23 protein-coding genes are annotated in these 22,801 nt (G+C 42.1%); 5 read left to right on the top strand and 18 right to left on the bottom strand.

What is annotated here, in order from left to right; translation table 11 throughout:
• Positions 1-143: 143 nt before the first annotated feature.
• Genes EKM65_RS00745 through EKM65_RS00730 form a run of 4 tightly spaced genes read right to left on the bottom strand, consistent with a single transcriptional unit; the run spans position 144 to position 3,957 of the window.
• Positions 144-689 (bottom strand): DUF1697 domain-containing protein, encoded by a 546-nt coding sequence (locus tag EKM65_RS00745; protein ID WP_125604514.1) that lies wholly within the window; start codon positions 687-689, stop codon positions 144-146.
• Positions 690-739: 50 nt separating this feature from the next.
• On the bottom strand, positions 740-2,152 hold the full coding sequence (locus tag EKM65_RS00740; RefSeq protein WP_125604512.1) for an RsmB/NOP family class I SAM-dependent RNA methyltransferase: 1,413 nt from the start codon (positions 2,150-2,152) through the stop codon (positions 740-742).
• A gap of 1 nt (position 2,153) precedes the next feature.
• On the bottom strand, positions 2,154-3,173 hold the full coding sequence (locus tag EKM65_RS00735) for a hypothetical protein (RefSeq protein WP_125604510.1): 1,020 nt from the start codon (positions 3,171-3,173) through the stop codon (positions 2,154-2,156).
• A 19-nt stretch (positions 3,174-3,192) separates the two neighbouring features.
• The gene (locus tag EKM65_RS00730) at positions 3,193-3,957 is read right to left on the bottom strand and encodes a hypothetical protein (RefSeq protein WP_125604508.1); all 765 of its coding nucleotides are present in this window, start codon (positions 3,955-3,957) and stop codon (positions 3,193-3,195) included.
• A 144-nt stretch (positions 3,958-4,101) separates the two neighbouring features.
• On the opposite strand from EKM65_RS00730, the gene EKM65_RS00725 reads away from it, so the two are divergent.
• A complete protein-coding gene (locus tag EKM65_RS00725) occupies positions 4,102-5,391 on the top strand; it encodes a hypothetical protein (RefSeq protein ID WP_125604506.1) in 1,290 nt (429 codons plus the stop codon).
• Positions 5,392-5,633: 242 nt separating this feature from the next.
• Here the strand turns inward: EKM65_RS00725 and EKM65_RS00720 are convergent, their stop codons facing one another.
• Complete coding sequence (locus tag EKM65_RS00720; RefSeq protein ID WP_125604505.1) at positions 5,634-5,954, bottom strand: hypothetical protein; 321 nt, start codon at positions 5,952-5,954, stop codon at positions 5,634-5,636.
• A gap of 77 nt (positions 5,955-6,031) precedes the next feature.
• Between EKM65_RS00720 and EKM65_RS00715 the strand changes: the two genes are divergently transcribed.
• On the top strand, positions 6,032-6,217 hold the full coding sequence (locus EKM65_RS00715) for an LBP_cg2779 family protein (protein WP_125604503.1): 186 nt from the start codon (positions 6,032-6,034) through the stop codon (positions 6,215-6,217).
• Between the two features lie 85 nt (positions 6,218-6,302).
• Here EKM65_RS00715 and EKM65_RS00710 read toward each other — a convergent pair whose 3' ends face one another.
• Entirely contained in the window at positions 6,303-6,614 is a 312-nt protein-coding gene (locus EKM65_RS00710; RefSeq protein WP_125604502.1) for a metal-sulfur cluster assembly factor, read from the bottom strand.
• Between the two features lie 201 nt (positions 6,615-6,815).
• Between EKM65_RS00710 and EKM65_RS00705 the strand changes: the two genes are divergently transcribed.
• Positions 6,816-7,619 (top strand): Cof-type HAD-IIB family hydrolase, encoded by an 804-nt coding sequence (locus tag EKM65_RS00705; RefSeq protein WP_125604500.1) that lies wholly within the window; start codon positions 6,816-6,818, stop codon positions 7,617-7,619.
• 416 nt (positions 7,620-8,035) lie between these two features.
• On the opposite strand, the gene EKM65_RS00700 is transcribed toward EKM65_RS00705, so the two are convergent.
• Together EKM65_RS00700 and EKM65_RS00695 are read right to left on the bottom strand one after the other, a co-directional pair.
• Positions 8,036-9,025 carry an aldo/keto reductase gene (locus EKM65_RS00700; protein WP_125604498.1) on the bottom strand — a complete coding sequence of 330 codons (990 nt, stop codon included), beginning with the start codon at positions 9,023-9,025 and terminating at the stop codon, positions 8,036-8,038.
• Between the two features lie 159 nt (positions 9,026-9,184).
• On the bottom strand, positions 9,185-9,373 hold the full coding sequence (locus EKM65_RS00695) for a 2-hydroxymuconate tautomerase (RefSeq protein ID WP_125604497.1): 189 nt from the start codon (positions 9,371-9,373) through the stop codon (positions 9,185-9,187).
• A gap of 329 nt (positions 9,374-9,702) precedes the next feature.
• Between EKM65_RS00695 and EKM65_RS00690 the strand changes: the two genes are divergently transcribed.
• Positions 9,703-11,127 (top strand): C69 family dipeptidase, encoded by a 1,425-nt coding sequence (locus EKM65_RS00690; RefSeq protein ID WP_125604494.1) that lies wholly within the window; start codon positions 9,703-9,705, stop codon positions 11,125-11,127.
• A gap of 331 nt (positions 11,128-11,458) precedes the next feature.
• A complete protein-coding gene (locus EKM65_RS11115; protein WP_164506758.1) occupies positions 11,459-11,626 on the top strand; it encodes a hypothetical protein in 168 nt (55 codons plus the stop codon).
• Between the two features lie 382 nt (positions 11,627-12,008).
• On the opposite strand, the gene EKM65_RS00685 is transcribed toward EKM65_RS11115, so the two are convergent.
• From EKM65_RS00685 to rpoD, 10 genes are all read right to left on the bottom strand, one after another.
• Positions 12,009-12,512 (bottom strand): shikimate kinase, encoded by a 504-nt coding sequence (locus EKM65_RS00685; protein WP_125604492.1) that lies wholly within the window; start codon positions 12,510-12,512, stop codon positions 12,009-12,011.
• Positions 12,509-13,852 carry a 3-phosphoshikimate 1-carboxyvinyltransferase gene (gene aroA, locus EKM65_RS00680; protein WP_164506757.1) on the bottom strand — a complete coding sequence of 448 codons (1,344 nt, stop codon included), beginning with the start codon at positions 13,850-13,852 and terminating at the stop codon, positions 12,509-12,511. The genes EKM65_RS00685 and aroA overlap by 4 nt, the downstream gene beginning before the upstream one ends.
• On the bottom strand, positions 13,845-15,047 hold the full coding sequence (gene aroC / locus EKM65_RS00675; protein WP_125604488.1) for a chorismate synthase: 1,203 nt from the start codon (positions 15,045-15,047) through the stop codon (positions 13,845-13,847). The genes aroA and aroC overlap by 8 nt, the downstream gene beginning before the upstream one ends.
• 3 nt (positions 15,048-15,050) lie before the next feature.
• Positions 15,051-16,121, bottom strand: coding sequence for a 3-dehydroquinate synthase (gene aroB, locus EKM65_RS00670; protein WP_125604486.1), 1,071 nt, complete (start codon positions 16,119-16,121; stop codon positions 15,051-15,053).
• Entirely contained in the window at positions 16,114-17,130 is a 1,017-nt protein-coding gene (gene aroF, locus EKM65_RS00665; RefSeq protein ID WP_125604484.1) for a 3-deoxy-7-phosphoheptulonate synthase, read from the bottom strand. Before aroF ends, aroB begins: the two co-directional genes overlap by 8 nt.
• Positions 17,131-17,144: 14 nt before the next feature.
• The gene (locus tag EKM65_RS00660; protein ID WP_125604482.1) at positions 17,145-18,005 is read right to left on the bottom strand and encodes a shikimate dehydrogenase family protein; all 861 of its coding nucleotides are present in this window, start codon (positions 18,003-18,005) and stop codon (positions 17,145-17,147) included.
• The gene (pepT, locus tag EKM65_RS00655; RefSeq protein WP_125604480.1) at positions 17,986-19,230 is read right to left on the bottom strand and encodes a peptidase T; all 1,245 of its coding nucleotides are present in this window, start codon (positions 19,228-19,230) and stop codon (positions 17,986-17,988) included. Before pepT ends, EKM65_RS00660 begins: the two co-directional genes overlap by 20 nt.
• A gap of 19 nt (positions 19,231-19,249) precedes the next feature.
• Positions 19,250-20,062, bottom strand: coding sequence for a Nif3-like dinuclear metal center hexameric protein (locus EKM65_RS00650; RefSeq protein ID WP_125604478.1), 813 nt, complete (start codon positions 20,060-20,062; stop codon positions 19,250-19,252).
• On the bottom strand, positions 20,034-20,753 hold the full coding sequence (locus EKM65_RS00645) for a tRNA (adenine(22)-N(1))-methyltransferase (RefSeq protein ID WP_125604476.1): 720 nt from the start codon (positions 20,751-20,753) through the stop codon (positions 20,034-20,036). Before EKM65_RS00645 ends, EKM65_RS00650 begins: the two co-directional genes overlap by 29 nt.
• Before the next feature lie 874 nt (positions 20,754-21,627).
• A complete protein-coding gene (gene rpoD / locus EKM65_RS00640) occupies positions 21,628-22,800 on the bottom strand; it encodes an RNA polymerase sigma factor RpoD (protein ID WP_164506756.1) in 1,173 nt (390 codons plus the stop codon).
• Position 22,801 lies beyond the last annotated feature (1 nt).

Genomic DNA, 22,801 nt, shown 5'->3' with positions numbered 1-22,801 from the left:
GGGTACTCTCCTCCCTAGAGTTCAATCAATTAACCGCTTACATATTATTAGCGTAACAGCTTCTGTGATGATGTCAAGTCTAATCACAGAAGCTATTTTTTACCGCTATTCATTCACTAACCTACATCAGTGTTCGGCATTTTTTAATTTTCTGTTGCTAACTTTAATAATTTGTAAATCGTGTTAGCATTGCGGATTGTGATCTTACGATAGCTAGCTTTGGTCGCCACTTTGGCCCAACGTGTTCGCGAAAAGGTTTTAATCGGTGCGGACCAAAAAATTACTTGGCCCCAGGTTTCTACTTGTTCGTATTCTGGCTTTGCTGCCACGACTTCGCCCAGTACAGTCTCAACTTGAGTCGGTGGAATCACCACGATTGCATTATGTTTCACTTCAGGATCGTGTCCCCACCAATTAGACACATTGCTGACGGCGGTGGCTAAATCTGTAACGGACAGGACGGCTACCGGTACCTCAATGCCGAAATGTGCGGCAATTGCGGCCTGGCATTGTGCTTGCAGATTTAAGATGTCGGTCTGGTCAGTCGTAAAAAGAACATTACCACTGTTGATATAAGTTTGAACGTTTTTAAAACCGAGTTCACTAAAGACTTGTTTGAGTTCGGACATCATGACTTTAGTTTTCCCACCAACATTGATGCCACGTAAAAGTGCTAAATATTTTGTCATTGCGCTTCCTCGATTGGTTATTCTAAATTGGCTATTTTAATCAGCAACGATTAAAAACGTAGCCCTTTAGGATAAAAGTTTTTCAGAGTTTGCTCGACTAAATAGCCCCAACTATAAATTTGCTTCTGATAACTAACACCATACCAGCCCTTGGTAAGCGTTGTTGTTAAACGGATGACATCACCGTGCACATATTGTTGGTATTGGCTCATATTTAAATCGATAACCGTTTTGAGTTGCTCAGGTGTGCTTGCCATAATCAGAGCATGGTTGGGGACGAAGCGGTTTTTGCGAAATTCGCCTAACCAGAGACCACGGCGGACATATTTTAAGTTGGTTAGCTCATTCAGCTCAGCGGGCAAAACAAATAACTGATCTTTTTGTAACTGTAAGTTACCGCGAGTCCAATCAGGTGTTACGCGATAGGTTTGTTCAACGAACTGATCAAATAATTTTTGTTGTGTTTGATTTAAACGGGTATTGTTCGGCGCTACTGTTCGTTTGTCCTTTTTCGTTTGTCGGCTGTTGGTTGCTAATTTTTTGGGTTCTGTCGATTTAACAACAAGTCCATCAGCCTGCAACTTAACCATGAAATGGCCCTCACCTTGCACGTGTTGCGGCCAAAAGCGGCGCGCACCAACTAATGCTGGATTATCGTGGCCCCATTCTGGACGACCAGCATCGACACCGGGCCAAGTTGCCGGCGGTGTCACCACTGCTAGCGCTGGATAATTTTGCAGTAGCCAATCAATGTTTTCTTCGTCTTCTTCCGGCGCAAAAGTACAGGTAGAATAAACAATTTGACCGTCAGCCCGCAACATTTTTAAGGCGGCCTTTAAAATATTACGTTGTCGTTCTTGACATTGCAACACATAGTCAGGTGACCAATAACTTATCGCTTCGGGGTCTTTACGAAACATTCCCTCACCTGAACAAGGCGCATCGATGACAATCAAGTCGAAAAATTGTGGTAAGCTAGCTGCTAAACTGTCCGGATCGTGGTTAACGACCACAACATTGTCATAGCCAAACCGCTCAACATTTTCTGACAGAACTTTAGCGCGCTGACGATCAATTTCGTTGGCAACTAATAAACCAGTGCCATTTAATAAGCCAGCTAATTGTGTCGTCTTCCCGCCAGGAGCTGCGCACAAATCTAGCACGCGCATTCCGGGTTGTGGATCAGCCAAAGCCGCCACACCCTGAGCACTTGGTTCTTGACTGTAAATTGCACCAGAAAGTTGGGCAATATCGCGTCCGGAAATTTTGCCATAATAACCAGAAGGATTCCAAGGGACTGGTTGATAATTGGTCGCAAAATTTTGATGTAGTTGTGCCGTTACTTTGCGCGGGTTAACTCTAAAACCAGCAACGGCTGGCTGTTGCAATGCGGCAAAAAAGGCGTCTGCATCGGCGCCTAATAAATGTTGATATTTATCAATAAAAGCTTGTGGCAAAGTCATATTATCCCTGCTTCTCATTAGAATCTAGCACTTGTTTTAAGTGGGTATAGTGCTGCGAGTATGTTAAATATAAATATGTGCCGACCAAGGCAATTAAATCAAAAATCATGATGATGCCTAAAATGATGACTGGCGTGGTTATTTCTTGAGTTTGCCAACCAATTAAGAAGCCGATCCCTGTTGCCAAAACTAAATGCGTTGCTAACTGACCTAACATTTTTAGGGTTAATTGATTTTGTAAAAAAGAGCCGAGATTGAATTGCTTGCTGGCAAAAATAACCAAATAAGCTAAAATCCAAGTCATGATAATCATTAGAGCTAATATTAAAATCACTTGCGTAATAATCATCCCTGAACGAGCGAACCAACCTTGACGCTCCCGTGTAATCGACGAGCTATCAACTAATCGCTTCGTGCCGGTTGCCTGAAGAATTTGCAACAACTTCTTTGTATCACTCGACTTCTGGACAACAGGATCGTAAATAATCCGGAATTGCGACGTGGTAATCTGATTGCTCAATTGCTGCTTAGGCGATAATGAAATAAAAGTATGATTATTAATCGCCGAATTATCTGTCACCCCGGTCACCCCAATGACCGCGTAATAGTTACCACTAAGATCATAATACTGCTGGGCTTGAGGTTGATAAGTGCTTTTAGTTAAATTCGTGCCTAAGACGACGAAAGGTACTTCTGATTCATAATCGTTTTGATTAAAGAAACGACCGGAAATAAGGGGTAGTTGACTGCTACCATCACCCTCAGCATAAATATAAGAAAAATTGGGATCATGTTCGTCAACAAATTGGATTTGGTAATGCTTAAGTGAACTCTTCGAAATTTGTTGCACCACAGTTTCCAAGGATTGCTTCTTCGCACCAGTTACGATCAGACTATCAACAGAAAGGCCGTTACGATTCAAGCGGCTTTCATTATTGCGTTGCTCGTTTTGGCGGAAACACAGAAACATTAGAAACGTCAATAAGACCAAAACTAAATCAAGGAATATCTTTTTTTTCATGAAATTACTCCGAATACTTTTAACGGATTAGAAAAACTTGTTCTTTAACTAAATCATGTTGGGGTAAATAGCGATTGATTAATCGCACTTGTGGCGAAAATGCCACCGCTTGTGTTTGCCAAAATAATTGACTATTGGTCACACCAAACTTCTCACCGATAACAATTAAGTCAGGATGATTAGGCAATTGGCGAATTTGTTGGGCAATTAGCACATCAATGGGATCGTGATCAGGCGACCAACTCAAGAGTACCGCGTCAACTTGACGGCCATATTTGGCAATTGCGGTTAAAGCATCAGCATCTTGCACGGGATAATGTAATTCACGGCCGGTTTTATTCTCAGCTTGCCAAGCAAAACTATCTGTTGCAATCACTGTTTGACCGTGGGCAACTAAACCCCGTGCCAAAACACCATTGCCCGCCATAACTTCTAAGTAACTTTTTTGCGGCCAATATTTCGTCCAAATCGTTAACGCCTGCTGCGAGATTAAGGTCCACTGACCAAAATGATATTGCAAATACTTGCGAAAATTACCAAACAAATAATTTAACGTTTGAAAATCCTGTTCGATTTGCTCAGCTGGTATTGATTGTTGTAACCCCACTGCTAAAAAGTCGAGCCAGCAATTCTGTTCTAATTGTAAAATCGGTAATGGACGCGATAAGAGTTGTCCTTGACCAATTTCTTGAACGCAACGCTTAATTTCAGCCAAACGGACTTGCACATCAAAATCAGTTTGATAAGGACGCGCGAGCTGCTGAAGTTTTAATAAGTAATCCATGACTTCCATTTTAGCTAAATCGCGCTGAAATAGCAAAATTACCAAAAATATTTAACATTTTATTTGAGTGTTCCTGTAATTTTGTAATCGGTTACGTTACAATGAAATAGGAAATCGATATTATGATAGGATGCGAATTTGCTGATGACAAAATATGTAAGTACGACAGATTTAACAACCGTGATCAAGCCGCAAGATGCTGTCTGGCAGGCTGCTGACAGTGTAACCACACCATTAGCAGTTGACTTGGTACCATTGATTTTTAATCAAGAAATTGCACCGCTCACAATCTTACAACAACTTTATGCTAAATTCTTACCGGATTTAGATCATGCGCAAATTGCAACAGCTATTGAAACAGCAACACAAACAAGTTTCAAAGAAAAACAACTTTCCAAATTTGTGACGCCGGATTATACCGAAGTTGCTGATCAACAGTCAACTTTCAACTTTAGTGAACTATTTGGTGGCCCGACAATGTCTAGCGCGGATATTGCCACATTAGCAATTACCCAGTTGGCAAAGCCAACGCAAACATTAGTTGCTACTGATCCCGAAACGATCATTAGTTTGGGACATACTTTACTAGACTCACAAAAATTAATTGGGATTTACAATCAACGTCATTTGCCAGCAATTTTGCAAACTGAATTAGCCGAGCTACAGGTTCAAGATAATGTGGCACTGTTCTTAAGCAAACAACCAGCTGCTGACGTTAAGACACTTTTGACGCGTCATGCTGATTACCAATTGATTGACCAGTCTGTTTTATTAACGCAGATTCCGCAGATTGCTGCTATCGCTAATTTGATTGCTCAAGCAAATCAAGCTCAAGTTAACTTGGTTATTCCAGGAACCAAGTTAAATACTGTGCTGGCTGCTGTTTATGCCCAACAATTAGGCATGCCAGTTGCCAAAATCAACATTGCTGTTGCCGAAGACAGTGATTTAGCAGCCTTCCTTAAAGGCCAATCAACTAAATTAGCGCCAGATTTACGGGCCAACTTGCTCAGATTAGCCGTGTTGAGTCAACCTGATGTGCTCAATAACCCTGCAGAAATGATTGCTGCGCTAACTCATAACGCTGCTTTAAACTTTGTCTTCGTTGAGACCAGCGCTGTTTATGCAAAAATTAGATTTTTACAAACCAAATTAGATTACACCGCTGGTTTTGAAACAGCGCTAACTGCTTTGGCAGTGCCACTGGATCATGCGGAAACGGTTGAAACAGTCGTCTTGGCTTTAGTTGATCCGTTCGTCACGCCAGAAGTAATCTTACGTGGTTTGACTGGCCGTGTCGATGGCAAAGTTGGTTTTGATGCGGTGCAAATTTTACGACAAATTGTTGGTGCAAAACCAGCACGGTTGATCACCCATCTAAAAGGAATTAAACCAGTCACTGTTCCTGAATTTACAACCGCAGTATTGGACTGAGCAATTTGAGCAACATCAATTAATGATTGCGATAAGTTAAAACGATTCCAAAAAGCGGTCGTTGTCAAATTGAGCGCATTCGCCATTTAAGCTAATCATTTTGTTTGATCAAAATTTTGGTCAGACGAATCGACTTGGTCAGAGTATTCTGATTCAGTCTTGCTATTCACCAGAATATCAACCAAAAAGGAGTCGCGACTTTTTGAGCCACAACTCCTTTTTGGTTGGATTATCAACGAAGATTAATAAATTCCTTTACCTTCTGAATCAATGATTGGATCATTGAAATCACGATGATAATAATCAACATCGATAATTTTATATTTATTGTTGGTGAATTTAGCAATAATGCTCCCCTTTTGCACTGGTTCCCAACCTTCGCTGCCAAGCACAACTAATTGATTATTAATAATATCCGCCTTTTTACCGAAGTCTTCACCGAAGAAGATTTGAATCTGTTCCATTTTAGTAATGGATGTGTATGGCAGGAAATAACTCATCTTTGCCGTCGAAAAAGCGGCAAATTCTGTTGTGGGGAAATCTGGTAATTCGTTTTTTTCCATTATACTCACCTACATTTTATTTTCTCTATGATGACATTTCATGGTAAAATTAGTTGTTAGCCAAGGAGGTTATTGACATGGCACTACCAAAGATTGCCGAAGAATTGATTGAATTCCAGAAACGCAAGGAATTAACAGATACGCAAATCGCATTTGAGAGTCACTTTAGTGTTGAAGCAATTCATCAGATTAAAGCTGGCGAAATGACACCAACTGCTGAAGAAGTACAACGCTTAACCACTTATCTTGCTAGCAAGAGATAGTCACTAGCATGAACAAAGCCGAGAACTGGAATAAAATTCCGGTTCTTTTTATTTGACGTCAAAATGATTGGTACGACTTAGCTGACTAGCCAATACCCAAAGAAATTCGCGCATAACGACTCATCATGTCTGGCGTCCATTGTGGATACCAAACAAGTTCAATTTCGACGTCTTTTACGTCGGGTAGTGCTTTTAACACTTGGTTAATATTATCGCTTAAATAATCAGTTAAGGGACAACCCATCGTGGTTAAGGTCATGTTGACGGTTGCTAAACCATCGTCGTCTAAATCAACTTCATAAATTAAGCCAAGATTAACAATATCAATTCCTAATTCAGGATCGATAACTGCCTCAAGGGCGTCTAACATTTTTTCTTTTTGTTCATCAGTTGCCATAAGCTTCACTCCCTGTTCCTGATTATACCGACAAACGCAATAAAGCGCAATCCAAATTAGTTGTTGACACTGTCCGCAAATAAGAAGACTTTATTATGATGTTATTTTTTGATAGAATTAAACGATACGTTTAAATGTCACGTATTGTTTTTAACGGCTTCGTTCTACATTAATCAATTTTAACTTAAAGGAAATTAACTGATGACACAGAAATTAATCGCATTAGACCTTGATGGCACCACTTTAAATAATCAATCACAAATCACCAAAGAAACGGCGCGAGTGCTCAAAAAAGCTGAAGCTGCCGGTAACCTTGTTGCCATTGCTACGGGGCGTCCCAATCGCATTAGTGTGAATTACTATCACCAATTACAATTGCACAGCCCAATGGTCAATTTCAACGGTGGTCTAATTCATGTCCCTGGCCAAATTTGGGCTGGCGAACGAGATTCAACGATTCCCCGCGAGTTGGTCTTTGATGTCTTGAAATTAAAACAAGAGTTACCGATTCAGATGGTCGCCGCAGAAGGTAAAGACTTTTTATTTGCCGATCAGTTAGCAGATCTAGATATTGGCTTTTTTCCAACCCAATTAGCCGCTGACCAAATTTTGAATGAGCAGACTTTAATGACTGACCCGACTTCTTTGACCATTTTCTTGGCTAACAAAGATCAAGTCTACGTCAAACAAGTTCTGGGCGAGAAATATCCGGAAATCGCAATGAACAGTTGGGGTGGCGAGGTTAATGCCTTAGAGATCGTTCATCACGGGATTAATAAATATGCCGGCGTTCGCTATGTCGCTGATTATTTCAACATTGCAGACGAAGATATTATTGCTTTTGGCGATGAGGTGAACGATTTAGACATGTTGACCAATGTTGGTTGGGGTGTGGCGATGGCCAATGCCGTTCCAGAAATTAAAGGAATTGCCAATGACGTAACCACATTAACGAATGATCAAAATGGTTTAGCCGATTATTTACAACGTTATTTAAGCTTATAAGTATTGAAAAACCACTGATTAAATCGAAATAATCGATTAATCAGTGGCTTTTATTTTTGCGGCATGTTACGAAAGACTGATAATTCCGCGTAAGCCGACGATGAATAAGTTAAAAATGCGAACTTGTTCATTGCTTTGTTAATGCTCATTGTCAATCTGACTTTCTCCACACTCTGGCTGAAACGTGCTACGAACAACTGGCCACAGTGACTTTAAGCGTGAATCTCCTTGCGTTTGCACGCAATGATTTTCCCGTTTAAAGTCATGTTGCCAACTCGTTGTTCTCCGCACTCTGATTTGAAACGTGCAAAAAGCAACTGCTGGCAAATAATTTAAGTGAAAATCTTGCTGCATTGTCATGCATCAATCTTTCCACTTAAATTAATACCATCAACCCGTTGCTTTTTGCACTCTGATTATTTTGTGATGGTGTCAATTTGTGCTAATTCTGTGTCTGTGAAGTCTAAGTGGTCGATGGCTTTTAAGTTGTCTTCGATTTGACTTACACGGCTTGCACCGATGATGACGCTGGCGACTACGTTTTCACGTAAGTCCCATGATAAGGACATCTCTGCTAAAGTTTGACCTCGTGATTCGGCAATCGCATGTAATTGTTTAATTTGCGCGAGCCGTTGATCGACGTCTGCAACGGATAAGAAAGGACTGTCTTTTCGGTTAGCACGTGAGTCTTCAGGAATACCATGTAAATAGCGATCAGTTAATAAGCCTTGAGCTAACGGACTGAAAACAATGGCGCCCTTCTTTTCGTCTGCTAGAACGTCGAACAGGCCTGCTTCTGGTTTGCGGTTAAACATGTTGTAAGCCATTTGATGAATGATAAAAGGTGTCTTTAATTCATTGAAGATGGCCGTAATTGCAGCCGTTTGTTCCGGATCATAGTTGGAAATTCCGATATATAATGCCTTGCCGGATTTAACAATTTGATCCAAAGCCAATGCTGTTTCCTCGAATGGTGTTTCAGGATCAGGACGATGAGAATAGAAAATATCAAAATAATCTAAGCCAGTGCGTTGCAAACTTTGATCACAACTGGCAATAATATTTTTGCGTGAACCCCACTCGCCATAAGGGCCGGGCCACATATAATAACCGGCTTTAGAAGTGATGACCATTTCATCACGATATGGTTGGAAATCATCGTGGAAGATCTTGCCGAAGTTTGTTTCTGCTGAACCAGCGCTGGGGCCATAATTGTTGGCAATATCAAAGCAAGTAATGCCATGATCAAAGGCATAGTGTAATAAGTCGCGTTGATTAGCAAGCCGATCAACGTCACCAAAGTTATGCCAAAGTCCTAAAGATAGTGCTGAAAGTTTCAAACCACTCTGACCAACACGACGGTAAACCATCTTGTCATAGCGCGTTTCTGCTGCATTATAAACCATTTGTTGAGCTCCTTTTATGTTGTTAATCTTAATATGATATCGTTTACAATTATACCAGTACTGCACGAAGATTAAAGCTATTTTGATAACAAAAAAACGTTAGCGCAAATTAAAAAACAAATTTGCGTCAACGTCAGTCGATACAGTACTGCGGATAAATTATTTTTGTTCGCTCCGTAAAACGCCGCCTTGTGCGTAACGGTTTGGTTGCATTTCATCGAGAATAACATGAACATGTTCTGCAGGAACATTAATATTTTTAACAACTGCGGCCGTGACATCTTCAATCATGGCCTTTAATTGTGCTTCGCTGCGACCAGCGACAACTTCAATATGAACGAATGGCATTTTTTGCCCTCCTTAAATAATCACGAGAATAATTTTATTATCGGCTATTTCCGATAAGTTGTAAAGCTGACACACAATTAATTAGAAATGGAACGAAAGCCAGATTGAAGTAGCGGCTTTACAATATGACTTTGGTTGATCAGATCGTTATGGCAGTAATCCTATTAATTTTTTTAGTTGCGATTGAATAAAACGTGGCATTGGCAAAATGTGAAATGATTTAAAAAGTGTTTTCAAGATGACGTGCACGTTTGTGACAAATAGCATACAATAAGTGTAACAAATTTTTAATTAATCATAATGTCTATTTATACAAAAGGAGTTTTAAAATGACAACTAAACAAATTGGTCGTTCATCATGTACTTCAATTTTGATTGGTAAGAACGCTACGGCAGACGGTTCAGTTATTATTGGCCGCAATGAAGACAGTAGAACTGCCTGGCCCAAACATTTGCAATTCAATACACGAACAACTCAAAAGAATGCAATCTTCAAATCAAAAGACAATAAATTTCAAATGGCACTTCCCGAAGTCGCCTTTCAATATTCTGCAACACCAGAATGGACTGATCGTTATGGCGTTTTTGCAGAAGACGGCATTAATGAATATCACGTCGCTGTCAGCGCCACCGAAAGTGCCTATGGTAATGCACAAGTGCTTGCCTATGATCCTTTCGAACTAGAAACGGGTATTTTGGAAGAAGCAATCGTCACCGTTGTGCTACCCTACGTTAAGACTGCTCGTGAAGGTGTTCAATTATTAGGTCAAATCATTAATGAACATGGTAGTGCTGAAGGCAATGGGATTTTATTTGGCGATCAAAAAGAAGCTTGGTACTTCGAAGTCGCTTCTGGACATCAATGGGTGGCACAACGCATTCCTGATGATAGTTATGCCGTTGTTGCCAACCAAATTGCCATTGAAACGGTTGACTTTACCGATCCGGACCATTTCCTAACTTCCCCTAACCTGCGCGAATTTGTTGCTGAGAATCGGCTTTGGCCGGAAAATCAAACTTTTAATTTCCGGCGGATATTTGGCACCGCTGATGATTCAGATTTAGTGTATAACACACCGCGGGTTTGGAGTGGTCAACGATTATTAACGCCATCCGTTCAACAAGACCCTGAAGACTTCAACTTACCTTTTACCCAGATGCCAGACTTTCCGATTACGATTAAGGATGCCGCCCGCGTATTAAGTGACCATTATCAAAACACACCTTATGATTTAGTGGCACATCCTGATGCGGTCAAACGTTATCGGCCGATTAGTGTTGCCACCACGCAAGAATCGCACTTATTACAATTGCGTAACGTTGAAGCAACCAATCTAGTTGGCTTGCACTGGTTGGCGATGGGCGTTAGCGCACAAAGTGTTTACGTACCTTTCTATAGTGCTGGCAGTAAAGTACCACCGATGTATACACGTGGCAAAGAGACTTACACAACAAATTCGGCCTATTGGGTCTTTAAACAAGCGAGTGTCTTACTGGATCGTAATTGGAATCGTTACGCGAGACAATTAACTAATACCCAAACCAAGGTCAATCAAATATTGGCTCAACAAATTGTCTCCACTGACCAACTCATCCACACAACAACTGCGGCCGAACAACTAACTGTTTTAGATGAGGCCAATCAAAAAGCTGCGGCTACGGCGATTAAGGCTTATCAAAAACTAATTGAAGATTTGATCACCGACCAAACCTTACGCTCACCATTGAATTTCAAGGTCGATCCTAATTTATAAAAAAATCAACAATACTGGCAAAAAAACAGGGTCAAAATCCATTCTTTGGATTTTGACCCTGTTTGCGACTTATCTTCCGTAATTGTTGAATCCAAAACTGTTGAGCCGAGCTTCTTCGCGCTTGTGCAAAGGTTGCATACGGAACGTGCGAGGTACCGTGGTGGAAAATAAATACTTGTCGCTGGAACGTAGTGGACACTGCTAATTAAAATAGTGGCAACTAAAACTGTTATGTTATACTTCTTCGCGCCTGTGCAAAGGTTGCATACAGAATGTCGCGAGTACCGTGAGGAAAAATAAATACTTGTCGCTGGAACGTGGTGGACACTGCTTGAAGCCAATTTTTGCAAAATTGTCTTCAAGACAGGTCTTGTTTGTAACAGCTAAAGCTGCAACAACAATTTCACCACTGAGCGGTATTTATTTTTCCTCACTAAACAAGCAAGAGGGCAACCTTTGCGCAAGCACTGAATTGACGTGTAAGCTGAAGTGCTTTTAATTTTCAGGAGCACAAATTTACTGTTAAATCACACCACATCTCGTTTGTCAGTGCCGGAGGAAAATCGCGGTCAGCCGCGGCATTCTTGTTAGTGGTTTACCACTTACAAGAAAGTTTGTATTTGAGCCAAATCAGTTTTTGATTTGGCTCAAATCAATACTCGCAGCGTTCCACCAGCGTATTTTCTGTAGGCACGAAGAAACGCAACATCACAGTTTTAGGGTTTGCCGCTCTCAATAAAGCTCACATTCAAACTAAATTGGATTTGATTCGGCTCAAACCAATGCTTGCAGCGTTTCACCAGCGTATTTTTCGTAGGCACGAAGAAAGCACAACCTAACAGTTTTAGTTGCCACTATTTTAATCTGCGACGCCACTAAACCTAATCGTTTTGATAATGGCTATATATTTCCGCAGCAAGTTGCTGCGGACTTTTTTGTGTAGCCTCAATGATAATATTGCTGGCAACGCGATAGGCAATTTGCCGACGTTTAAAGCGCATTGTTAAGGCTTTTTGATTGGTTTGTGCAGCGATGGGCCGACTTAGATCACCAGCAATGCGTTGCCAACACGTCATAAAATCCACAGCGAGCCAAAAAACATTTGGCGTTGCTTGTAACAACGCCAAACTAGCCGCGGATTCGATGATTCCTCCACCGGTAGCAATGACGGAAATTTTTTGACTAATTACCTCTTGCAAAGCTTGATATTCCAATTGACGAAAACGTGCTTCACCAAGCGTCGTCAATAATTGCCCGGTTGGACAGTGAAATCGTTGGCTTAATAAATCATCAGTATCAGCCATACCTAGTTGGTAGTCGGTTGCTAACGTCTGAGCAACCGTCGTTTTACCGGCCCCCATAAAGCCGATTAGAATAATACTCATACGCTTTTGTCCTTTAGTAATGAAATTAAATCTTGAATAAAGGTTGGATTAGAAATTGTCACACTCTCGATTCCTTTAATGGGTGCTTTTTCACCGATGATTAATTCAGCGACAACTAACATCATGGCAATGCGGTGATCTTGATGTGCATCCAAAGTTGACTCTGGTCGGTGTAATTTTGTTGGCCCATTAATAATCAAGCCGTCAGATTGTTCGACGATTTGTGCCCCCAACTTGCCTAGTTCTACAGTGATCACGTGCAAACGGTCTGTTTCTTTGTAACGTAACTCTTGCGCATCACGAATAATAGTTGGACCAGCTAATTGCGTGGCAAACAAGCTGATGATTGGAATTTCATCGATCACGCTACCTAAGTTGTCCCGATCAATTACTAGTGAATTCAATTGCGTTGTTAAACTTGTGACGAGAACATCACCGCTGCTTTCAGGTGTTGTCGTTTGTTTAGTAATCGTTAGCGGTGCATTTAGTTGCTGTAACAACTGCAAAAAGCCGGTACGCGTCGGATTAAGGCTTTGATTTTTAATCAAAATCCGACTATTAGGACGCAATAAGGCAGCAGCAATGAAAAAAGCAGCCGTTGATGGATCGCCAGGGATCGTTAGCGTCTGGCCAAATAGTGGTTCATGCAAAGGTTGCACGGTTAGAGTTAAACCATCTTGCTGAATTTGACCACCAAATTGTTGCAACATTAATTCAGTATGATCTCGACTGGCTGCAGGCTGCACAATTATTGAAGGTTGCTCAGCTTGTAAGGCCGCTAAGATTAGAGCTGATTTGAGTTGTGCGCTAGCAATTGGCATTCGATAATTCAAACCGCGTAGCTGTGCACCGGGCAAAATTTCTAATGGTAAATAATCAAATGAACTCAAGTATTGGACCTGCAATCCCATCGCTGTTAAGGGCGCAACAACGCGATCCATCGGTCGTTGACTTAAACTAGCGTCACCGTTTAAAGTGATTGGAAAATTTTGCTGAGCTAATAACCCTAGAAAAATACGGGCGGTTGTACCTGAATTACCTAACTTTAACGCTGTTGCAGGTTCGTTAAAGTTAAAGCCGCCTTGCCCACTAATCATGGTTTGCTCACCTTGAGTCGTCATTGCGACGCCAAGTTGTTGTAAGGCAGTTTTCGTGCGCAACACATCTGCGGACGGTAGAAGTCGGTTAATTACTGTTTCACCTTGAGCCAGCGCGCCAAAAATTAAGGCACGGTGGGAAATGCTTTTGTCACTCGGTGTCTGGTAAGTTCCCTGTAACGATTGCGTGGGCGTGATCACTAAGTCATTAAATTGTTGTTGAATCGTTTTTTGTTCAATCATTGCTTTCATCCAAATAAGCTTGATAATTACGTTTGATGCGTGCAAAATCGTCTGAACCAAACATTTCGCAAAAAGCTTGCATGATTGTGATGGCGGTCATTGCTTCGGCAATCACGGCCGCCGCTGGAACTGCCGTAGTGTCAGAACGTTCAACGGTTGCCAAAACAGGCTCGTGGGTTTGGACGTCGACTGTCGGACTACCGGTTGGCTGGGTTGGAATTGGCTTCATGACTAGATCAATCAGCAATGGCGTACCATTCGTCATGCCACCTTCTAACCCACCTTGATGGTTAGCGGCACGTTGATAACGGCCATCCTGATAAGTAATTAAATCTAAAGTGTTGCGGCCAGACGCTTGTCCCAGAGCAAAGCCATCGCCAAAACTGACGCCTTTAATCGCATTGATACTCATCAATGCTTGGCTTAATCGTGCATCTAATTTTTGCGGCGCACTAATATAACTGCCCAACCCAGCTGGTAATCCTTGAACAACGACTCTAATCTGACCACCTAAAGTTGTTTGATCAGCTTTAGCTTGATCAATGGCCTGTCGCATTTGACTTGCCGCAGTTGGATCGATCGTCCGAACATCACTGTTTTGAACGGGTGTTATGATTTCACTGCGAAATTTAGTTGCAGTCAGCGGTCGACTCATCGTGGTAATAGCAGCCTGACTTAACAACGCCGAACCGATTCCAGTGACAATGCCACAAACCTGAATGTTAAAATGAGCCAGAAATTGTTGACACAAATTACCGACTGCCACGCGCATCGTTGTTTCACGAGCACTGGCCCGTTCTAAAACATTGCGTAAATCAGTTAAGTGTCGGTATTTCAAACCGCCGACCAAATCAGCATGACCTGGCCGTGGTCGAGTAATCACGCGCTTACGATTTTCAGGTGTTTGACGGTCCGTGTCAGACCAAGTCGACATGACGTGCTGCCAGTTTTCATAATCTTGGTTAGCTAGTAGCAAGCCGATTGGTGAACCTAAAGTCTGACCGAAATGAACGCCACTGGTCACCTGAACTTGATCTGTTTCGATCTTCATGCGTCCGCCCCGACCATAACCGATCTGGCGTTGGCGGAGTTGGGCAAGCAGTTGCTCTTGATCTAAAGGGACGTTGGCCGGAAATCCAGAAATAATTGCTGTTAAGAAGGGACCATGTGATTCCCCAGCTGTGACGTAATCCATTTTTTACCACCCTAACCAGTCTTGAAAATTCTTGAACGTCATTGTCTGCAAATATGGTTGTCCAAAATCGTGTAGTAAAACGAGTTGAATACCGGCTGTGCTGGCTTTTTTGTCGGCAGTTACCTTTGCCATGATTTGTTCATGGGTAAAGCCTGTTGGAATTTCAATTGGGAGTTGCAATGCGAGTAACAACTGCTGTGTTTGTTCAAGTACTTGAACCGGTAAGTCTTGATGCACTACTAACCGCCGCATGATGGTGATTAACCCAATGCTGACTGCTTCACCATGGTGTAACTCACCTGCCGCCAACGCCTCGACTGCATGACCAATTGTGTGACCAAAGTTCAAGTACCGCCGTTCTTTGAAGTCGTAGAAATCAATCGCAGCAAAGTGTGACTTAATTTGTAAACCACGGGTCACGAGCTGAGCGAGTAAATCAACATCACTTAAACTCTGTGGCGTAATTCTAGCCAATAAGTGCTGATCGGTCGGCTGCCGCTCACTAATTAGTAAAGACTTGATCACTTCAACTAGTCCCGCCGCCAATTCACGTTGAGGTAGTGTCAATAATAGTTGCGGGTCGACTAACACAGACTGAGCCGGGTAAAAGGTGCCAATCAAATTTTTCAAATGATGATAATCAATCGCAGTTTTGCCACCAATACTACTGTCTGATTGGGCAACAATCGTAGTTGGTACTTGGACGAGTTGAATGCCGCGCATATAAGTACTAGCAATCAGTGCGCCCAAATCGCCAACCATCCCGCCACCAAGACAGACCAAATAATCCTGACGGGTGAAATGTTCAGCAATCAACAGTCGATAACACTCTTCAACATGATCAAGATTTTTCGAAGGCTCGCCTGCTGCCACAATTTTAGTGAACACTGTTGCATCATTGATCAGTTGATGAGTTAACTTGTCTAAATATAACGGCGCCACCTGACTGTCGGTTAAGATTAGCACTTTTTTACCCTTAAGCATGGGTAAGTAACGCAACAATTGATGTGCACTGTCAATTTCAATTTGGATAGCAGTGTGCTTGTCAGCTAACGCTAATTGCCAATTAGTCATGCTTCTCTGCGTTGTCGTCGCTAAAATCTAAATCGTGAAGCCGTTGCGCCTTTTTGACTAGCTTGGCGAATTGAGCTGGTGTTAGTTGTTGGGCGGCATCAGAGAGCGCCTGACTAGGATGATCATGAACCTCAATCAATAACCCTTGTGCACCAGCGGCAACCCCAGCGTAAGCCATTGGGGCAACTAGGTCGGCATGACCAGCAGCATGACTAGAATCAACAATTACTGGAAAGTGACTTAATTTTTTGGCAACAGTAATTGCGCCAACATCTAAAATATTACGCGTATAAGTACTGTCAAATGAACGAATGCCGCGCTCAACAAGCATCACGTTAGAATTACCTTCGCTGATGATATATTCAGCAGCGTTCAACCATTCGTCAATTGTTGCTGCCAAACCGCGTTTCAAGGCGACCGGCTTGTCGGTGCGACCAACCGCTTTCAGCAGATCGAAATTTTGCATGTTACGCGCACCAATTTGAAAAATATCAGTGTAGGCACCAATTGTTTTAACTTCTTCAACTGACATGACTTCGGTAATCACATCCAAATCATTCTCATCGGCAGCTTCACGCAAATAATGTAGACCACCAACGCCTAAACCTTGGAAATCATAAGGTGATGTCCTAGGTTTAAAGGCGCCACCACGAACAACCGTTGCTCCTGCCGCTTTCACTTCGGCTGCCAAACGATGGATCATTTCCTCATTTTCAACTGAACAAGGACCGGCCATGACGGTGAAATTAGTGCCTCCGATCTTGTTATGGGCTGTTTCAATGATCGTATCCTCAGGTTGAAATTTACGACTACTTAAAACATAACGTGGCTGCGTTGCCTCAATATGCGCAATCACTGAAGATTCCCGATCGGTGAAATCAAAGTGGTTTAAATCATAGATGACCAAATGATTATCAGACATGACACCATGATGATGTGCCTGTTTCATTTTGAGTAAGATATCGTCGACAATAACGTGATTCATTGGTGTTTTAAATTGAATAATCATATTTGTTTCATTCCTCATTTCAAAAAAGATTGAATTTCGTTGACCGGCAAAGTTTTACCAGTCCAAAATTGAAAGGCGCCAGCTGCTTGCTGAACTAACATCCCTAAGCCGTTATGTGTTTCTAAGCCAAGCTGGTCAGCTTGTTGTAAAAGTTGTGACTGACGCGGTTCGTAAATTACGTCCCAGACTTTTGTGGTGGGTGCCAATTGTTGTAATTGTGCGGCGGTTAGTGGTGCTTGCTCGGCATGACTACCAAAGCCAATACTCGTCGCATTAATTACTAAAGTAAAGCGGGACCACTCAAGCTGATCGATTTTCTGCCAATCATGGCAACTTAACTTAGTTGTTGTCTGTGCCGCAAGTTGGGCGCATAAGTGTTGTAGCTGCGCAAAATGTGGTCGGTTAGCGCGCTGGAGCACTGTCACTTGGACAACAGGTGTTAACGCCAAAGCCGTTAAAATTGCGCGTGCAGTTGCGCCACCACCGAGCAATAAAACTTGGGCCTGTTCGAGTTGAACACCGTGAGCAGCAAGATCTGCGACCATTCCTGTTCCGTCAGTGTTCTCCCCGATTAAGCGACCATCTTCATTGCGTACCGTATTAATCGCACCGATCAGACGTGCGTTGATAGATATTTCATCAAGCTCTGGTAGAAGTGTTTCTTTCAACGGCAAAGATAAATTACAACCAGCTAAAGGCATGCGCCGAATTTGTTCGGCGACTGCTGCACCACTGGCGACCGTATCAATAACAAAATAAACCGCGTTTAGGCGGTTTACTTCAAAGCCATAATTATGAATTTGCGGTGATAAACTGTGCTTTGCCGGATGAGCCAGTAACGCATACCGCTGTTTTTTAACTGTTTTGCTTAACATTTAATTCAATAATCTTCAAGATCACATCAAGTGCTTGTTCCATAACTTGTTGGGAAACATATTCGTAACGACCATGCATATTCTCGCCACCAGCAAACAAATTAGGTGTCGGCAACCCCATGAAGGATAACTTAGAACCGTCTGTTCCCCCACGAACAGGAGCCTCATCAGGTGTGATGTTGAGTTCAGCCATTGCTGCTTCAGCTAACTTCACCACATCCATGTGCGCCTTCATGACTTCGACCATGTTGTAATATTCATCATGCATGTCTAAAGTGAGACGGTCTTGACCGAGTTCTTGATTCATCTTAGTTACAATATCGCGAACCAGTTGTTTACGCTTCTCTAAGCCATCACGAGCAAAATCACGAATGATATAGGTCAGGTTAGCTTCGTCGATTGTGCCATTAAAGTTTCCTAATTGGAAGAAGCCTTGACGGCCATCCGTCATTTCTGGCGTTTCAGTGCGCGGTAATTGGTTTTGGAAATCAATTCCTAATTGAATCGCACTGACTAAAATTCCTTTTGCACTCCCCGGATGAACATCTTTACCTGCAATTTTTAATTTGAAAGAAGCGGCATTGAAAGTTTCATATTCCAATTGGCCTGAAGGACCACCATCTACTGTGTACGCAAAATCAGCATTGAAGTCCTTAGTATCAAAGTGATCAGCGCCAGTTCCAATCTCCTCATCAGGACCAAAACCGACTTTGATGTCGCCATGTTTAACTTCTGGATGGGCAATTAAATACGACATTGCCGTCATGACTTCAGCAACCCCCGATTTGTCGTCGGCACCTAATAATGTGGTACCGTCAGTGGTAATTAAATTATGACCGGCGTATTTCTTCAAGCTCGCAAATTCAGCAGGATCCAAAACATAGTTGCCTTCTGGATCAAGTTTGATCACAGATTTACCATCATAATTTTCGACGATTTGCGGATTAACCCCTTCAGCGTTAAAGTCGGCTGTGTCAATGTGCGTAATGAAGCCAATTGTTGGTACTTTGTGATCAATATTTGCTGGTAATAGCGCGGTGACATAACTATTTGTTTCATTATATTTAACGTCACTCATGCCCAACGCTTCAAGTTCAGCCACTAATGATTTTAAAAATGGTACTTCATGTGCAGCAGAAGGAATCGTCTCTGAATTAGGATTTGAACGCGTATTAACTTTTACATACTTAAGAAATCTTGGCACTAAATCTTCATATTTTGTCATGGGATGGCCTCCAGTATTGTTAAATAAATTGAAATGGGTCTGTGTTAACTTGGGAAACTTGAATCTCAAATTGCCAATCATGCTGTTGTTGCCATTGTTCAAGTAATGGTGGTAGTTTCTCAACAATTACCGACTCAATATGATGTCCGGGATCAATCACACTCAAGCCATCTGCTAACATCTCGTGAGCGGTATGGTAATAAACGTCGCCAGTAATTAAAACATCAGCTTTTGCCAGCAACGCTTCACGATAAAATTTGCCGCCATCACCGCCGATAATCGCAACACGCTTGACGAGACGACCAGGTTGGTGCGTCGTTAAACGTAATCCGGAAACATTGAAAATCGTCTTGCAATCTTGAGCAAATTCTAAAACCGACTGTGGTTCAGTCAACTCACCCACTGTTCCTAAGTAAATAGTTGGCTCAGTAAAATCTTTAGGTCGCGGGTTAAATGGTCGTATGTTTCGCAGGCCAACTTTTTCAGCTAACCAATCATTCATGCCACCAGGAGTTTCATCGAGATTAGTGTGCGCTGCAAAAACAGAAATACGCTGTTGAATCAAATCCATATACATTTTTTGTTGCGAATCTTTGTAATCTAAATGAGGGGCCGGATGAAACATTAGCGGATGATGCGCCAAAATTAAATCAATCTGATTATCAATTGCTTCTTGAACAACTTCGGGCCGGACATCTAAGGTTACCAAAACCTTATGAACAATTTGCGCGCGGTTACCGATTTGTAAACCGATGGGATCGTGTTGTTCTGCATAGCGTGGTGGTGCGAACGCTTCAATTTGATCAATAATTTGTTGAACGGTTGGTCGCATTTAATCCCTCCTCAATCAAGGCTATTTCGGCTGTCATTTTACTTATCTTAGCGACTGGTGGTTCAGCCGCAGTTTTTAATTGCGCTAAAATCCCTTGTTTCTGGGTCAACTTGAATTGCCAGTAGCTTGTGAAAGCAACTGGCACATTTTGTGCAGTTAACATTGTTGGCCCCATTAATAATTGCAAGGGTGAATAAATCTGTTTAACTGGTGCTGGAACAGCCGCCATCATTTGATAATAATGACCCTCGTCAAAAACTAAATTCTCGGCGGTAATCTGCCAACTGTGTTCAGCTAACCACTGGCGGACAGCATCAGCATTTTGATTAGGCTGTAGAACCAACCCCTTTAACCAAGTTAGCTCTTTTAAACCACTATCTAAAATCTGCGTGATCAACATACCACCCATACCGGCAATGACAGCACAATCAACTTGATCCGCTTGCTGGATAGCTTGCAAACCATCTGCAAGACGAACAATCAGATTGTTGGCGTAAGCACTGTTTTTAACATGTTCGGCAGCAATTTCATAAGGGCCAGGAATGACCTCGCCACAAACGGCGAACTCAATTTTATTTTGCTCACGTAAATAAAGTGGTAAATGAGCATGATCGGAACCAATATCAGCGATGCGTCGCCAAGGCGCCGTTAAATCAGCGACGGCTTGTAATCTTTTTGAAAGTTTAACCATTAAGAACTCCTTGACTAATTGAATACTGTTCCATTATAGCAAATATCGCGGCGATTAATACGAACTTTCTTGTAAATGCCGTTTCTGAAAACTGTTGTGTTGTGGTTCTTCGCGCTTGCACAAAGGTTGGATATGGGGTGCAGCGCGTGCCGTGAGGGGAAATAAATACTTTCGCTGGAACGTGGTGGACACTGCTTGAAGCCAATTTTTGCAAAATTGTCTCCAAGACAGGTCTTGTAGTAACAGCTGAAGCTGTTACTACAATCTCACCACTGAGCGGTATTTATTTTCCCTCACTCAACAAGCAAGAGTGCAACCTTTGCGCAAGCGCTGAATTGACGAGTGGTTGAATATCCTCCCATTTTTAGAAGCAAAATTTCTTAGAAACACAAATTTGCAGTTAAGTTGCACTAACGCTCTTTCGTCAGTGCCGGAGGGAAATCGCGGTCAGCCGCGGAATTGTTATTAGTGGTTTACCACTTAGAACAAAGCTTGCGTTTGAGACGAATTGAGTTTTATTCGGCTCAAACCAATGCTCGCAGCGTTCCACCAGCGCATTTTCCGTAGGCACGGAGAATAGCAACATAACAGTTCTAGGATTTGAAGTTAATTTGATATTTATTCGGCTCAAACCAATGCTCGCAGCGTTCCACCAGCGCATTTTCTGTAGGCACGGAGAATAGCAACATAATAGCTTTAGGTCTTAGCTTCTACATGTTTAAATCGATTTGTTAATCGGCTTAAATCGAAGTTCGCACCGTTCTTCAGTATATTTCTCGTAGGTACGGAGAACCACAGCCTAACAGTTTTAGAAGCCACAAAAAAAGCTCAGAACTAAAACATCCTGAGCTTAAAATATTGTTATTTAAATTAATTACTCCAAGAAATCTTTCAATTGGTTAGAACGTGAAGGATGGCGTAATTTACGTAGTGCTTTGGCTTCGATCTGACGAATTCGTTCACGCGTCACACCGAAGACCTTACCGACTTCTTCCAGTGTCCGTGTTCGACCATCATCAAGGCCGAAACGCAAACGCAAGACATTTTCCTCACGGTCGGTCAAGGTATCAAGTACGCTTTCCAATTGTTCTTTGAGCAATTCGTATGAAGCATGATCTTCAGGACTAGTTGCATCATGGTCCTCAATGAAGTCACCTAAATGAGAATCGTCCTCTTCACCAATTGGTGTTTCCAAAGAAACTGGCTCTTGAGCAATCTTTAAAATCTCGCGTACCTTTTCTGTTGGCATATCCATCTCGGCGCCAATTTCTTCTGGTGTTGGTTCCCGGCCTAAGTCTTGCAACAATTGCCGCTGAATCCGAATCAACTTGTTAATGGTCTCGACCATATGAACAGGAATACGAATTGTTCGAGCTTGATCGGCAATAGCACGCGTAATGGCCTGACGAATCCACCAAGTAGCATAAGTTGAGAATTTGAATCCTTTACGATAATCAAATTTCTCAACGGCTTTCATTAAGCCCATGTTACCTTCTTGAATTAAATCAAGGAATTGCATCCCCCGACCAACGTAGCGTTTCGCAATCGAAACAACCAAACGTAAGTTAGCTTCTGCCAATTCTTGTTTAGCTTCTTCGTCACCTTGCTCAATTCGCAAGGCTAAAGCAACTTCTTGGTCAGCTTTCAATAAGGGTACGCGACCAATTTCCTTCAAATACATGCGGACGGGATCATTGATCTTAACACCAGTTGGTGCAGAAAGATTAGCTAGTGATTTCTTACTAACCTCTTTTTCCTTCTTCAAGGAACGGGCGCTAGGGTTACCGTCTTGATCGACAATGGCATAGCCCTTGTCTTCAAGTTGCTGCATTAATTCATCAACGGCTTGATCTTCCAATTCGTAAGGTTGAACAATCTTGCTAACCAGTTCATCTTCAGCAATTTCTTTATCAGATTTATGCTCTTTGACTAAGGTGTTAACGGCTGTCGTCAATTTTTTAACGTCAGCCTTCATTTCTTTGAGCGTTTTTTCTTTTTTTGTTGCTGCTTTCGTTGTTACTTTTCCAGTTGTTTTCTTTTCTGCCATC

This window comes from Lapidilactobacillus bayanensis, from assembly GCF_003946695.1.
Lineage (GTDB): Bacteria > Bacillota > Bacilli > Lactobacillales > Lactobacillaceae > Lapidilactobacillus > Lapidilactobacillus bayanensis.
This window is presented reverse-complemented; position numbering and strand designations above follow the sequence as displayed.